This window comes from Rhodococcus sp. P1Y (assembly GCF_003641205.1).
Classification (GTDB): Bacteria; Actinomycetota; Actinomycetes; order Mycobacteriales; family Mycobacteriaceae; genus Rhodococcoides.
This window is the reverse complement of the sequence record NZ_CP032762.1, coordinates 3,264,909-3,278,054: the sequence shown is the minus strand read 5'-3', so window position 1 is coordinate 3,278,054 and position 13,146 is coordinate 3,264,909. Positions and strand designations below refer to the sequence as shown.

The window sequence follows — 13,146 nt, the reverse complement described above, 5'->3', positions numbered from 1 at the left end:
ATCTCTCACACGTCGACGCCGCGCTCGATCACCTCGAGCACGGTGTCGATGTCGAGGTTGTCCTCCACCAGGTCGGCTAGAAGGTCGAGTTGCTGCTCGCGCATCGCTCGAACCGAGGTATCGATCGAGACCTCGAACCCGCGACGCCCCGCATGGTCGGCAGCCCACCGAAGTAGTTCTCGTCGGAACGCATCCGATTCGAGCAGTCCGTGCCAGTGAGTACCGACAACGCAGTCACGGGCACTGCCCTCGTCCCTACCGTCTGCATGTCTCAACAATGGCGGGTCACCGTTGCGGACCACACGCCCGTGGTGAATCTCGTATCCCGATGCGTCGACGTCGGAGAACAGCGAAGACGACCCCTCGACCTGCGCCAGCACCTTCTCCGGCCCGAATTCGACGTCGAGGTCGAGGACACCCAATCCTGGCGCCGACTCGGTGTCGGATTCGATCCCGTCGGTTATCGACCGACCCAGCATCTGATATCCGCCGCACACTCCGAGCACCGGCCTGCCTTCGTGGACGCGATCGACGATGGCGTCGGCAAGGCCGGTTCGCCTGAGCCACTGCAGATCCGACACCGTCGCCTTGCTACCCGGGATTACGACGAGGTCCGCATCGGTGAGTCTCGACGGCTCGGTCACCCAGTTCACCGAGACCCCGGGCTCGCACGCCAGCGCCTCGACGTCCGTTGTGTTCGATATCCGGGGCAACCGAATTGCTGCAACTCGCAACCATTGTGACCCGACGGGGCGGCCGGGCCTGCCCACCGCTGTGTCCGCGGTGGTTCCGAGCGAATCCTCTGCGTCCATCCACAGCTCGTCCGAGAACGGGATGACGCCGAAAGTCGGCCTACCGGTGAGCTTTTCGAGATCGACGAGACCGGGCGCCAGCAGGGACGGGTCCCCTCTGAACTTGTTGATCACGAAGCCTTTGATCAACGCTTGATCGTCCGGCGACAGCACTGCGACCGTTCCGTAGAGGTGCGCGAGGACTCCCCCACGATCGATGTCGCCGACGATGATCACCGGAAGCGACGCCGCGGTTGCCAAACCCATGTTTGCGAGATCGGTTGCACGAAGATTGATCTCGGCCGGGGAACCCGCTCCCTCGCAGATCACCACATCGAAATCCTCGCGCAGCGACGCCAGCTCCTCGGCCACCACCGCCCGTAGCGCTCGGCGGTGTTCGATGTAGTTCGTCGCGGACACCTGAGCTACCGCTCGTCCCCGCACCACCAGCTGCGACGTACGATCGCTTCCTGGTTTGAGCAGCACAGGATTGAATCGAACGCTCGGTTCGAGACCACACGCCCTCGCCTGCAACGCCTGCGCGCGACCGATCTCCCCACCGTCGAGGGTGACCACCGAATTGTTGGACATGTTCTGGGCCTTGAACGGCGCCACCGCAACACCCCGCCGGTGAAGCATCCGGCACAACCCGGCAACCAGCACACTCTTGCCCGCATCCGACGTCGTACCTGCGACGAGAAGCGCTCCGCTCATGACATATGCACCGGATTCACTCCGCAGGCTCCGCTCATGACAAAACCGGATTCACTCCGCAGGCTCCGCTCATGACATAACTGAATTCACTCCGCAGGCTCCGCTCATGGGAGGGTGAGGATCTCGCTGCCGGTCTCGGTGACAACGAGCGTGTGCTCGAACTGCGCAGTCCATTTCCGATCGTGGGTGACGACCGTCCACCCGTCGTCCCACATCTCGGCTTCGATGCCGCCGAGATTGATCATCGGTTCGATCGTGAACGTCATTCCCGGTTCGATGATCGTCTCCACCGACGGCTGGTCGTAGTGGAGGACGACAAGACCATTGTGAAAAGTCGTGCCGATACCGTGGCCGGTGAAGTCCTCGACCACCCCGTACCCGAACCGATGAGCGTACGACTGGATGACCCTTCCGATGACATTGAGCGCGCGGCCCGGTTTGACGGCCTTGATCGCGCGCATCGTCGCCTCGTGTGTGCGCTCGACGAGCAGCCGGGCCTCCTCCGATACGTCGCCCGCGAGGAATGTCGCGTTGGTGTCACCGTGCACACCGTCGATGTACGCGGTGACGTCGATGTTGACGATGTCACCGTCCTCGATGACCGTCGAATCCGGGATGCCGTGGCAGATGACCTCGTTGAGCGAGGTGCAGCACGACTTGGTGAACCCCTTGTAGCCCAGTGTCGACGGGTACGCACCGTTGTCGATCATGTACTCGTGCGCAATGCGATCGAGTTCATCGGTCGTGACCCCCGGCGCGACCGCCTTTCCCGCTTCCTGCAGAGCCCTCGCCGCGATCTTCGAGGCAACACGCATCTTCTCGATGACCTCGGGGCTCTGAACCCACGGCTCGTGGCCTTCGTTCGCCGTCGACTTCCACGCGTACTCGGGGCGCTCGATCGACTTCGGCACAGCGCGTACGGGCGATACGACGCCTGGAACTAGGGGGCGACGGGGCTTGCGGTCGGCGGTCACAGACATGCCGACCAGCGTAGTCGGTGATCACCGAACGCCGTCGCTCGTGTGCACGCAGACGTCACGGGACCCGACGCACGCACGAGGACCGAAGGGCACTCTATGATTCGGATCACAGTCACAGAAGAGGAGTAGAACCGTGAGCCGAAGCGAACGTCCTCGACCTCGAGACGGTCTTCTACGACCTCGAGATGGGGACGCGCTGCGCGCCGAGCTACGCCACGTGATGAAGTCGTCGGGCATTTCCGTAGTCTTCGGCGGCGAAGTGACCGAAGGAAACACCCTGTGCCTGAGCGTTCTGCACGGCACCAGAACGCGCGGGCTCGACGGCTTGATCATCCCGAGTCGGTCCGGCCTCGGAGGGCGTGTCATGGATCAACGACAACCCGCCGCCGTGAGCGACTATCGCAGCTCGCAGTACATCACCCACGATTACGACGGACCTGTTCTCGGCGAAGGCCTTCACTCGATCCTGGCTGTGCCGGTTGTGGTTGCCGGTACGTCACGCGCAGTGATGTACGCGGCAGTGCGAGAACGCGGGCCGATCGGTGACCGAGTCTCGGACACGATGGTTCGCGCGTCCAAGCGCCTCTCACAGGAGATCGCCGTCCGCGACGAAGTCGACCGACGAGTCGGACTGCTCGATGCCCGACCGCTCGATTCCACTTCGGCTGCGGCAACGGAGATGTTGCGTGAAGTGCATGCCGATGTGAGAACTCTCGCCGCCGGCGCTGCCGACGAAGTACTGGCGACGAAGCTGGCACGGCTGTCCGACCGGATTGCGCGTGCGTTGCGCCCGCCAGGTGGGGTCGACGCAGTCGCTCTCACTGCTCGCGAGCTCGACGTTCTGGCTCAGGTCGCCCTCGGCTGCACCAACGCGCAAGCGGCCGTGCGACTCTCGCTGAAACCTGAAACCGTGAAGTCCTACCTGCGCAGCGCCATGGCCAAGACGGGAGCGCGTACCCGTCACGAGGCCGTCGTCATGGCACGCAAATCGGGACTCCTTCCCTGACCTGACCCTAGTAGCCTTCCGGCAGCTGCTCGAACATCTGCCGGGTGACCGCCACTGCATTGTCGGAGCTGCCACCGCGGACGACCAGGGTCGCGAATGCGAGGTCACCGCGATAGCCCACGAACCACGCGTGCGACCCGCCTTCCACTTCGGCTTCGCCGGTCTTTCCGTACACCTCGCCTTGATCGGCGATCCTTTCGGCGGTCCCACTGGTGACCACCGAGCGCATCATTCCGCGGAGACCGTCGACCATGGCGGGCTCGATGACCGGGTGGTCTCCTTCGATCGTGGTCTCGCGCCCGACGATCAGGTTCGGCACGGGCGTCGACCCGTGCGCCACGGTCGCGGCGGCGAGCGCCATGCCGAACGTCGAGACGACGACCTTGCCCTGCCCGAATCCGTCCTCCGTGCGCTGCACCAGTTCCTCCGCGGGAGGTACCGAGCCCGAATCGGTCGGTAGACCGACGACGTCGTACTCGGGCCCCACACCGAACTGGGACGCCGCGACGGTCAAAGCGTCGGCGGGCATCTCACTGGCGAGTTTCGCAAACGAGGTATTGCACGAACGTGTGAACGCCGTTCCCATCGACACGTTGCCGAGTGAGAACTCGTTGTAGTTCGGGATGCTTCGTTCCCCGATCTCGATGCGGCCCGGGCACGGGACCGTGGTGTCGGGCCCAGCGAGTCCGTTCGAGATCGCCGCGCCCGCAGTGATGATCTTGAACGTCGATCCCGGCGGATAGAGGCCGGCCGACGCGACCGGCCCGTCGCGATCGGCCTCCACGTTCTGAGCCACCGCGAGCACCGCCCCTGTCGACGGTTGAATCACCACCATCATCGCCTGCTCGGTCCTGGCGTCGACGGCGTTCTGCGCAGCGACCTGAACGTACCGATCGAGGCTGATGGAGAAGGAGGGAGCTGGCTGGGGAGGCGTATCGGTCAGCACGTCGATGTCCACACCGTTGCGGTTCACGGTGACAACACTCCACCCCGCCTTGCCGTCGACTTCTTCGATGACGGCCTTCTTCACCTGCGACACGAGGTCCGGCGCAAACGTTCGGTCGGTCGAGATCAAGTCGGATTCGTCGGAGACCGTGACCCCGGACAACGCTGCGAGCGGAGCTGCGACCGCTTGGTAATCCTCGTCTCGCAGGAGGGCCACGGGGTAGTCACCGTCGGTGGAGGTGGCAGATTCGACGATGCTCTGCGCCGAAATGCTCGAATCGAAGGGCGCGAGGATCCGCGCGAGCGAAGTTGCCGAGGACACGACACTGTCCGACTCCTCGGCGTCGATCTTGACTCGATGCACCACACCGGGCACGAGCACGTCGGATCCGGATCTTTCGTTGACACGAGCACGCGGCGGTGCCGTCGAACGAAGTGCCATCGTCTGAGTGTCGCCGAGACCGGGATGGATGTCGGTCGAGGTCCACCGCACACCCCACTGCCCGTCGGCGCGACCCATCTGCAACTCACCGTCATAGGTCCAGACGCGGTCCCTCGGCAGATGCCAGCTGTAGGTGTACCCCACAGTGGCAGTGTCACCATTCACACGCACCGAAGTTGTTGCCGCGTCCAAAGATTCGGCTTGCAGGTTGTCCCACGCATCGGTCAGGGCGGCCGACGCGTTGTCGGGCCGATCGGTAGCGGCGGACGCCGTATCGATGTCGCGGCTGGAGAACGCGGCTAGAAATGCCTGCGCAGCGGGTTCGGGACCGTCCGGGCTCGGGGTGCAGGCTGCAACGGAGCCGACGGACACGACGGCCACCAACACGGCGGCGGCGAAACGAAGCGGCGTCCGTACATCCTTCGATCTCATCGCGCTCATCGTAGTTCGCCCACACGACAACCGCGGTCAGCGAATCGCAGTCAGTCCAACAGGACTGTGGCGAACGTCGCCACTTGACTCAGCCCGATTCGCGCGTACGCACGGCGAGCAGGCAGATTGAAACTGTTGACGTAGAGACTCGCGATACGGCCCGACCGAACTACTGCGTCGACGACCGTGGCCGTTCCCGCCGAACCGACGCCGTGGCCGCGGTACAGCGGATGAACCCACACCCCTTGTATCTGCCCCACGGTGGCAGACTGCGAGCCGATCTCGGCCTTGTAGACGACCTGGCCGTCCTCGAACCGGGCCCACGCCCGCCCAGCGGCAATGAGGCCGGCGATTCTTCGTCGGTACCCGCGGCCCCCGTCGTTGGCGCGCGGATCGACACCGACTTCTTCGATGAACATCGCAATCGCTGCAGTGAGATACACGTCGAGCTCGTCGGACCGCACGAGCCGTACGCCTGGATCGGGCGGAAATACCGACAGCTGCGATGTGGCCAACAGTGGTTGCTCACTGCGTAGTTCTCTTGCAGCACCCCAGTCGGGTTCGAGCATTTCCCACAGGGGCAGGGTCAGTTCGGCGCGGCCCACGAGGGATGAACACATCCTGGGACCACGGCACGCACGATCGGCGAACGAACGCAGATCGTCGACGGATCCGAGGAGCGGAACCAGGTTGGCTCCGTAGAAGCACAACGATTCTTCCGGACCACCGCGGCTCCACATCTCACCGTGAAACGAACGCGGGTCGAGACCGGACTCCTGTACTCGCGCCGCGATCATGCACGTTGCGATGGGATCCGCGTCGAGAACGCGGAGGACGTTGGACGTGTCCTTGCCGCTCAGTGGCTTAGCGCCGAGGAGTTTGAGCACCTTGGGTCACCTCCCGACCAACGCGTCCACCGTCATGAAGATAGATTGCCAGATTTGCACGGTCGTGTGTGACGTTCAGTCCCACACGTGCTCAACTGACCGTGACAACCGGCGATCCGGCCCCCGCACTCTCCTCGTTCTCGAACTCTTCCGCGATACGCATCGCTTCCTCGATCAGCGTCTCGACGATCTGCGCTTCCGGGACGGTCTTGATGACTTTTCCCTTCACGAAGATCTGCCCCTTACCGTTGCCAGACGCCACGCCGAGGTCCGCATCGCGGGCCTCACCGGGTCCGTTGACAACGCACCCCATCACGGCAACGCGCAGTGGGATCTCCATACCTTCGAGACCGGCCGTTACCTCGTCCGCCAGCGTGTAGACGTCGACCTGAGCGCGTCCGCACGACGGGCAGGAGACGATCTCGAGCTTGCGCGGGCGCAAGTTCAGCGATTGAAGGATCTGGTTGCCCACCTTGATCTCCTCGGCGGGAGGCGCGGACAACGACACACGAATCGTGTCGCCGATGCCTTTGGACAACAGAGCGCCGAACGCGACCGCCGACTTGATGGTGCCTTGGAAAGCGGGGCCCGCCTCGGTCACTCCCAGGTGGAGGGGGTAGTCGCACTGAGCGGCTAGCTGCTCGTATGCGGCGACCATGACGACCGGATCGTTGTGCTTCACCGAGATCTTGATGTCGCCGAAGCCGTGCTCCTCGAACAGTCCGGCCTCCCACAACGCCGACTCCACCAGCGCTTCCGGTGTGGCTTTGCCGTACTTGTCCATCATCCGCTTGTCCAGTGAACCGGCGTTGACTCCGATACGGATAGGGATATTGGCGTCGCCTGCGGCCTTCGCGACCTCTTTGACTCGGCCGTCGAATTCCTTGATGTTCCCCGGATTCACGCGAACAGCAGCGCAACCTGCGTCGATCGCGGCGAAAATGTACTTGGGCTGGAAATGGATGTCTGCGATGACCGGGATCTGACTCTTCTTGGCGATGATCGACAGCGCATCCGCATCGTCTTGGGTGGGGCACGCCACACGCACGATGTCGCAACCCGAGGCCGTCAGCTCTGCGATCTGCTGCAGGGTGGCGTTGATGTCGTGGGTCTTGGTGGTGGTCATCGACTGCACCGAGATCGGGTGCTCGCTGCCGACACCGACGGTGCCGACCTGCAGTTGACGGGTCTTACGGCGAGGAGCTAGTACGGGAACCGGCGGCGCCGGCATTCCCAGTCCGACTGAGACGGTCACTTCGTTGCCTTCTTTCCTAGCTGTACACGCGAGTCTAGCTAGAACAATTGGATGGGGTTCACGATGTCTGCTGTGAGCGTGAGCAACATGTATGCGCCGCCGATCACGATGACGACATATGTGACGGGCATCAACTTCATGTAGTCGACCGGTCCCCCGTCGGGAAGACCGCGGCGGTTGCGGAAGAAATTGCGGATGCGCTCGTAGATCGTCACCGCCATGTGCCCACCGTCCAACGGGAGCAGCGGTAGCAGGTTGAATATTCCGAGGAAGAAATTCAGACTCGCCAGCAACAACACGAAGACGGGCCACAGGGACCGCTCGACGAGCTGACCACCGATGACGCTTGCACCGACGACACTGATCGGGGTTTCGGGATCCCGCTCGCCGCCAGTAACCGATGTCCACAGGTCGGCGACCTTGCTCGGCATCTGCACCAGCCGGTGAGCGGTCTCGACGAACATGTCGCCGGTGAACGCGAACGAAGCAGGAATCGCCGCCAGCGGGTTGTACTGCGTTGCCGCAAACGTCTCCCGCGATATTCCGACGGCTCCAACCGTCGCCGACCGCCTCCCAGTCTCGGTTCCGTCGGACACGAATCGTTGCACCCGCAGCACCTCGACCGGGAACGTAAGCTTTTCACCGCTCCGTTCGACGACGAATTCGGCTGTGCCGGAAAGCGGTTGAGTGGCCGCGACCACGTCGGCGAACTCCGGAGTTTCTGTTCCGTTAACCGACACGATGACATCGCCCTGACGAATACCGGCGACGAACGCCGGGCTCGGGTCGTCGCATTTCGGCAACGTCAGATTGTCGTTCTGAGTCGGCGGCACGCAGTCCATATTTCCGACCATCGCGCCCGTCGGCGGGTTCAGGTTCGGCAGGCCCCATCCGACCGCCAAGGTGAAGATCAGCAGGAAGCCGAGGACGAAGTTCATCCCGATGCCGCCCATCATGACGACGAGCCGCTTCCAGGTCTTCTGCCGGTACATCGCGCGTTCGATTTCGTCCGGCGCAAGTTCGTCGATCGCGGTCATACCCGCGATGTCGCAGAAGCCGCCTGCCGGAATCGCTTTCAGCCCGTACTCGGTCTCGCCTCGACGAAACGAGAACACCTTGGGACCGAACCCGATGAAGAACCGTCGAACCTTCATTCCCGTGGCGCGAGCGGTCCACATGTGACCTGCCTCGTGCAGGGCGATCGACACAGTGATGCCGAGCGCAAACAGAACGACGCCGAATACGAACACCATCTACGGTTCAGTCCTTCTGGTTCAAGAGTGTGCGGGCCTGCGTGCGGGCCCAGGAGTCGGCCGCGAGAACATCGTCCACCGTCGTCGGAGTCGAGGTCCACTCCCCGGATCCCGCGTCCACCGTATGCGCGACGGTCTCGACGATCTGGGGGAAGTCGATGCGGCCCGCCAGGAACGCCTCCGCTGCCACCTCGTTCGACGCGTTGTAGACAGCTGTCATGCAGCCACCGAGGATTCCAGCTTCGCGCGCGAGTTGAACGGCAGGGAACACTCGGTCGTCGAGCGGCTCGAAGTCCCAGGTGAACGCGGTGGTGAAATCGATCGCGCGCGCTGCGTCACGCACCCGATTCGGCCATCCGAGCGCCAGTGCGATGGGCAGACGCATGTCCGGCGGACTGGCCTGCGCGATGGTGGAACCGTCGAAGAAGGTGACCATCGAGTGAACGATCGACTGCCGGTGAACCGTCACGTCGATGCGGTCGTACGGAACCCCGAACAGCAGGTGCGTCTCGATGAGCTCGAGCCCCTTGTTCACCAGGGTGGCGGAGTTCAGGGTATTCATCGGACCCATCGACCATGTCGGGTGCGCGGCAGCTTGCTCCGGCGTCACCGACTTCAGCTCCGCCTCTGACCAACCCCGGAAAGGCCCGCCGGATGCAGTGAGGATCAGGCGTTCGACCTCGTCGGCCCGACCCGCGCGAAGACATTGCGCCAACGCCGAATGCTCCGAGTCGACGGGAACGATCTGTCCAGGCGCTGCCGCGGCGAGCACCAGTTCGCCGCCGGCAACGAGTGATTCTTTGTTGGCAAGAGCAAGAGTCGCGCCGGTTTTCAGAGCGGCGAGAGTCGGTTCGAGGCCGCGGGACCCGACGAGGGCGTTGAGCACGATGTCCGCCGAGGTCGACTCGATCAACTCGGTGACAGCGCGGTCACCGGTGAGAATGTTCGGCAGCCCCAGTTCGGCCCCCGTCGTCGGATTCGTCACCGCGACTGCGTCGACACCGAAATCGCGGATCTGCTGGCGCAGCACTTCGATGTTGCCGCCCCCCGCTGCAAGACCCACGACCTCGAACGACTCGGGATTCTTGGCAATCACGTCGAGCGCCTGAGTTCCGATCGAGCCAGTACTTCCCAGGAGAAGCACCCGCTTACGGGCCTTCGACGACGGGTCTTCGGGTGTTCGGGGCGCTGGCACGTATCCATTGTTCCTGATCGAGCCTGAGAGTCTCCTATGCGGATCGAACCCGTGGCACTCTCGAGAGCATGGAGCTCACCTATTCCGAAGTCGGCGCCACCCGAGGGGTCATGCCGACGGGCTATCACCACGTGGACCGCAGGGTGCCGATCGGGCGAGGCCGACCCGCATACAGGGCCGCATGTGCAGCCTTGATGTCGTGGGAGATGCACCGTGGATCCGGGCTGAGCGTGAAGTCCGATTCGACATCGGCCGAGCTCGGATCGGCCGTCGCTCTTCGGCTCGGGCCCATTCGAATCCCGTGTCGCGTCGTCTACACCGTCGATGAGGCCGACCGCGCCGGGTTCGCCTACGGCACCCTGCCCGGCCACCCCGAGCGCGGTGAGGAGTTGTTTCTCGTCGAGTACGACGACAGCGACACGGTCTACGCACACATCCGCGCGTTCTCACGTCCGGGCCGCTGGTTCACCAGGTTGGGCGCTCCTGCAGGCCGAGTCGTCCAGAGAATGTTCACCGACCGGTACATCGCAGCTCTGAAGAAGTCGGCAATGCCCTAGCGCTGGCCTAAATTGGACCGGGCGGGTTGTGCTCGATCCAATGGCGAGCGATATCGACCCGTCGGGTTATCCAGACCTTCTCGTGCCGTTGCACATGGTCGAGAAATCTCTCCAACGCGGCGATTCGCGCTGGACGACCCACGAGCCGGCAGTGCAGCCCCACCGACAGCATCTTGGGTGTGCCCTCCTGACCTTCGGCGTACAACACGTCGAAGGCATCTCGGAGATGGGCGAAGAACTCGTCCCCGGTCGAGAACCCGCCCGGCGACGAGAACCTCATGTCGTTCGTGTCGAGCGTGTAGGGAACGACCAGGTGCGAGGTGGTCTCCTGTCCCACCGTGACGCGATCCCAGTACGGAAGATCGTCTGCATACGAATCGGAGTCGTACAGAAATCCCCCGTGTTCGACGACGAGCGATCGAGTGTTGGGTGAATCACGTCCCGTGTACCACCCCACAGGGGCGCTTCCGGTCAGGGCGGTGAGTATCTCGACGGCCTCCGCCATGTGCTCACGTTCGACGTGTTCGTCGATTTGCTGGTAACTGAGCCATCGCAGACCGTGGCTCGCGATTTCGTGGCCCAACTCGACAAACGCTGCGACTGCCTCGGGATTTCGTTGCATCGCCCGTGCGACGGCGAACACGGTCAGTGGCAGCCCTCGTCGTTCGAACACCCGCAGGATGCGCCACACGCCGGCGCGGGAGCCGTACTCGTACAGCGATTCCATGCTCATGTGCCGGTTCGGAAATGCCTGCGCACCGACCATCTCGGACAGGAACGTCTCGGACTTGGTGTCGCCGTCGAGAACGTTGTTCTCGGACCCCTCCTCGTAGTTGAGTACGAACTGGAGGGCGATGTTCGCACCACCCGGCCACTTGGGATCCGGTGGGTGCGCGCCATACCCCACCATGTCGCGGGGGTACGGGACAAGAGGCGCAGACAAGCGTTCCGACGTCACGAGAGAGCAGTCTCCCAGTAATCGACGTACGGCGCCGAGTTGGCCGGGTGCACCCTAGTGGCTACGACGGACGGTCGTATGCAAATATTGTTCCCAACGAGAGCACGCCGAGCCGTCGGCGTGTGTTTGACCCGAGAGGATCGACCGGTGGCACAAACCGAGCTGAACCCCGCTTCGTACGACCCGGTCGAGTACACCCACGAGGACATCGCCGAGGTTCCGTCAGCCGAATGGGGCTGGAGTGGCGAATCCGGCAAGGCGGCCCGTATCGCCGCTATCGTCATCGCGGCGTTCCTGCTGTTCATGATCCACGGTAACCACACCGGCCTGGTCGAGGATCTGTGGCTCATCGGCTTCGCCTTCGCACTCGTCGGCATCGTGGTTCGCGACGTCATCGTCCGACGTAAGCCGCGATAGAGTAAAACGTCGAAAGCCCGGTGCAACGTTCCTACGTCGCACCGGGCTTTTTCGTGTCGGAAACTTCAGTTCTCGGCGGCCAACTGCCCACACGCCGCGGCGATCTCCTGTCCGCGTGTGTCGCGAACGGTGCACGAGACACCCTGGGCGATCACTCGTCGGACGAACTCGCGCTCGACATCTTTGGGACTCGCGTCCCACTCGCTACCCGGTGTCGGATTCAGCGGAATCAAGTTGACGTGCACGCGCGAGCCGAGCGCCTTGTGCAACTTCTTGCCGAGCAGGTCGGCGCGCCACGGCTGATCGTTGACCTCTTTGATCATCGCGTACTCGATCGATACGCGACGACCGGTCTGGTCCGCGTAATACCGTGCGGCAGAAAGCACCTCGGCCACCGACCATCGATTGTTCACCGGAACCAGCGTGTCGCGGAGTTCGTCGTCGGGGGTGTGTAGCGATACCGCAAGCGTCACCGACAGGCCTTCGTCGGCGAGCTTTCGGATGGCGGGTGCCAAGCCGACGGTGGACACCGTGACCGAACGTTGCGACAACCCGAGACCGTCCGGGGCAGGTGAGACGATCTTGCGTACCGCAGCGACCACGCGCTTGTAGTTCGCCAGCGGCTCCCCCATGCCCATGAACACGACATTGGACAGCCGGCCCGCGCCGCCCTCCACTGTTCCGTCGCGCATGTCGGCAGCAGCAGAGCGCACCTGGTCGACGATTTCGGCCGTCGTCAGGTTTCGGTCGAGGCCACCTTGACCTGTCGCGCAGAACGGGCAGGCCATCCCACACCCGGCTTGGCTCGAAATACACAGCGTCGCCCGATCGGGATACCGCATCAGAACGCTCTCGAGCAACGTTCCGTCGTTCGCCTTCCACAAGGTCTTTCTGGTATCGCCGTCGTCGCAGGCCAAGTGCTTGATCGGCGTCAGCAACGTCGGAAACAGGTCTGCTCCGACCTGCTCCCGCACTGCAGCGGGAAGATCGGTCATCTTGGTCGTATCGGCTTCGAGTCGCCCGTAGTAGTGGCGAGCGAGCTGGTCCGCACGGAAAGCTGGAAGGCCGAGCGCCTTCACCGCTTCCTTCAAACCGTCTCGATCCAGGTCAGCGAGGTGGCGCCTGGGCATCCCGCGCTTCTTGTCCGCGAACACCAACGGCAGGGCAACCGGTGCCCTCTTCGTCGTTCCGTCGGCGCCGGTTGTCTCGGATGCGGTTGCGGAGTCACTCATAGTGATCCCAGTGTCCCACTTATGTGTGTTCAGGCCTATTTCAGGCGGGGCGACGCGGCCTATTCACGCGGGCGATACCCGG

The 13,146-nt window shown here is 63.5% G+C and carries 12 protein-coding genes; 3 read left to right on the top strand and 9 right to left on the bottom strand.

What is annotated here, in order from left to right; all coding sequences use genetic code 11:
- Nucleotides 1–5: 5 nt before the first annotated feature.
- Both D8W71_RS15155 and map read right to left on the bottom strand, forming a co-directional pair.
- Nucleotides 6–1,505, bottom strand: coding sequence for a cobyric acid synthase (locus tag D8W71_RS15155; protein ID WP_121114421.1), 1,500 nt, complete (start codon nucleotides 1,503–1,505; stop codon nucleotides 6–8).
- 104 nt (nucleotides 1,506–1,609) lie between these two features.
- On the bottom strand, nucleotides 1,610–2,485 hold the full coding sequence (gene map / locus D8W71_RS15150) for a type I methionyl aminopeptidase (protein ID WP_121114419.1): 876 nt from the start codon (nucleotides 2,483–2,485) through the stop codon (nucleotides 1,610–1,612).
- 133 nt (nucleotides 2,486–2,618) lie between these two features.
- Here map and D8W71_RS15145 point away from each other — a divergent pair, with 133 nt between their 5' ends.
- Nucleotides 2,619–3,491 (top strand): helix-turn-helix transcriptional regulator, encoded by an 873-nt coding sequence (locus tag D8W71_RS15145; protein ID WP_121114417.1) that lies wholly within the window; start codon nucleotides 2,619–2,621, stop codon nucleotides 3,489–3,491.
- Nucleotides 3,492–3,498: 7 nt separating this feature from the next.
- On the opposite strand, the gene D8W71_RS15140 is transcribed toward D8W71_RS15145, so the two are convergent.
- The 5 genes from D8W71_RS15140 to dxr form a co-directional block, all read right to left on the bottom strand.
- Entirely contained in the window at nucleotides 3,499–5,310 is a 1,812-nt protein-coding gene (locus D8W71_RS15140) for a penicillin-binding transpeptidase domain-containing protein (protein ID WP_121114415.1), read from the bottom strand.
- Nucleotides 5,311–5,360: 50 nt separating this feature from the next.
- Nucleotides 5,361–6,197, bottom strand: coding sequence for a GNAT family N-acetyltransferase (locus D8W71_RS15135; RefSeq protein WP_121114413.1), 837 nt, complete (start codon nucleotides 6,195–6,197; stop codon nucleotides 5,361–5,363).
- A 91-nt stretch (nucleotides 6,198–6,288) separates the two neighbouring features.
- Nucleotides 6,289–7,452 carry a flavodoxin-dependent (E)-4-hydroxy-3-methylbut-2-enyl-diphosphate synthase gene (gene ispG / locus D8W71_RS15130; RefSeq protein WP_201265086.1) on the bottom strand — a complete coding sequence of 388 codons (1,164 nt, stop codon included), beginning with the start codon at nucleotides 7,450–7,452 and terminating at the stop codon, nucleotides 6,289–6,291.
- A gap of 38 nt (nucleotides 7,453–7,490) precedes the next feature.
- A complete protein-coding gene (locus D8W71_RS15125) occupies nucleotides 7,491–8,705 on the bottom strand; it encodes a M50 family metallopeptidase (protein ID WP_121114409.1) in 1,215 nt (404 codons plus the stop codon).
- 7 nt (nucleotides 8,706–8,712) lie between these two features.
- On the bottom strand, nucleotides 8,713–9,900 hold the full coding sequence (dxr, locus tag D8W71_RS15120) for a 1-deoxy-D-xylulose-5-phosphate reductoisomerase (RefSeq protein ID WP_236077447.1): 1,188 nt from the start codon (nucleotides 9,898–9,900) through the stop codon (nucleotides 8,713–8,715).
- A 68-nt stretch (nucleotides 9,901–9,968) separates the two neighbouring features.
- On the opposite strand from dxr, the gene D8W71_RS15115 reads away from it, so the two are divergent.
- On the top strand, nucleotides 9,969–10,457 hold the full coding sequence (locus D8W71_RS15115) for a DUF1990 family protein (protein ID WP_121114405.1): 489 nt from the start codon (nucleotides 9,969–9,971) through the stop codon (nucleotides 10,455–10,457).
- Nucleotides 10,458–10,464: 7 nt separating this feature from the next.
- On the opposite strand, the gene puuE is transcribed toward D8W71_RS15115, so the two are convergent.
- Entirely contained in the window at nucleotides 10,465–11,367 is a 903-nt protein-coding gene (gene puuE, locus D8W71_RS15110; protein ID WP_121119261.1) for an allantoinase PuuE, read from the bottom strand.
- Nucleotides 11,368–11,562: 195 nt separating this feature from the next.
- Here puuE and D8W71_RS15105 point away from each other — a divergent pair, with 195 nt between their 5' ends.
- A complete protein-coding gene (locus D8W71_RS15105; RefSeq protein ID WP_121114403.1) occupies nucleotides 11,563–11,832 on the top strand; it encodes a DUF2631 domain-containing protein in 270 nt (89 codons plus the stop codon).
- 65 nt (nucleotides 11,833–11,897) lie between these two features.
- On the opposite strand, the gene rlmN is transcribed toward D8W71_RS15105, so the two are convergent.
- Nucleotides 11,898–12,962 carry a 23S rRNA (adenine(2503)-C(2))-methyltransferase RlmN gene (gene rlmN, locus D8W71_RS15100; protein WP_236078002.1) on the bottom strand — a complete coding sequence of 355 codons (1,065 nt, stop codon included), beginning with the start codon at nucleotides 12,960–12,962 and terminating at the stop codon, nucleotides 11,898–11,900.
- Nucleotides 12,963–13,146: the final 184 nt, after the last annotated feature.

Excerpts from the sequence above, each read along its gene's own strand:
- D8W71_RS15155 (WP_121114421.1), bottom strand. The coding sequence starts at position 1,505 with ATGAGCGGAGCGCTTCTCGTCGCAGGTACGACGTCGGATGCGGGCAAG.
- map (WP_121114419.1), bottom strand. The coding sequence starts at position 2,485 with ATGTCTGTGACCGCCGACCGCAAGCCCCGTCGCCCCCTAGTTCCAGGC.
- D8W71_RS15140 (WP_121114415.1), bottom strand. The coding sequence starts at position 5,310 with ATGAGATCGAAGGATGTACGGACGCCGCTTCGTTTCGCCGCCGCCGTG.
- D8W71_RS15125 (WP_121114409.1), bottom strand. The coding sequence starts at position 8,705 with ATGGTGTTCGTATTCGGCGTCGTTCTGTTTGCGCTCGGCATCACTGTG.
- D8W71_RS15115 (WP_121114405.1), top strand. The coding sequence starts at position 9,969 with ATGGAGCTCACCTATTCCGAAGTCGGCGCCACCCGAGGGGTCATGCCG.
- puuE (WP_121119261.1), bottom strand. The coding sequence starts at position 11,367 with ATGGTGGGGTATGGCGCGCACCCACCGGATCCCAAGTGGCCGGGTGGT.
- rlmN (WP_236078002.1), bottom strand. The coding sequence starts at position 12,962 with ATGCCCAGGCGCCACCTCGCTGACCTGGATCGAGACGGTTTGAAGGAA.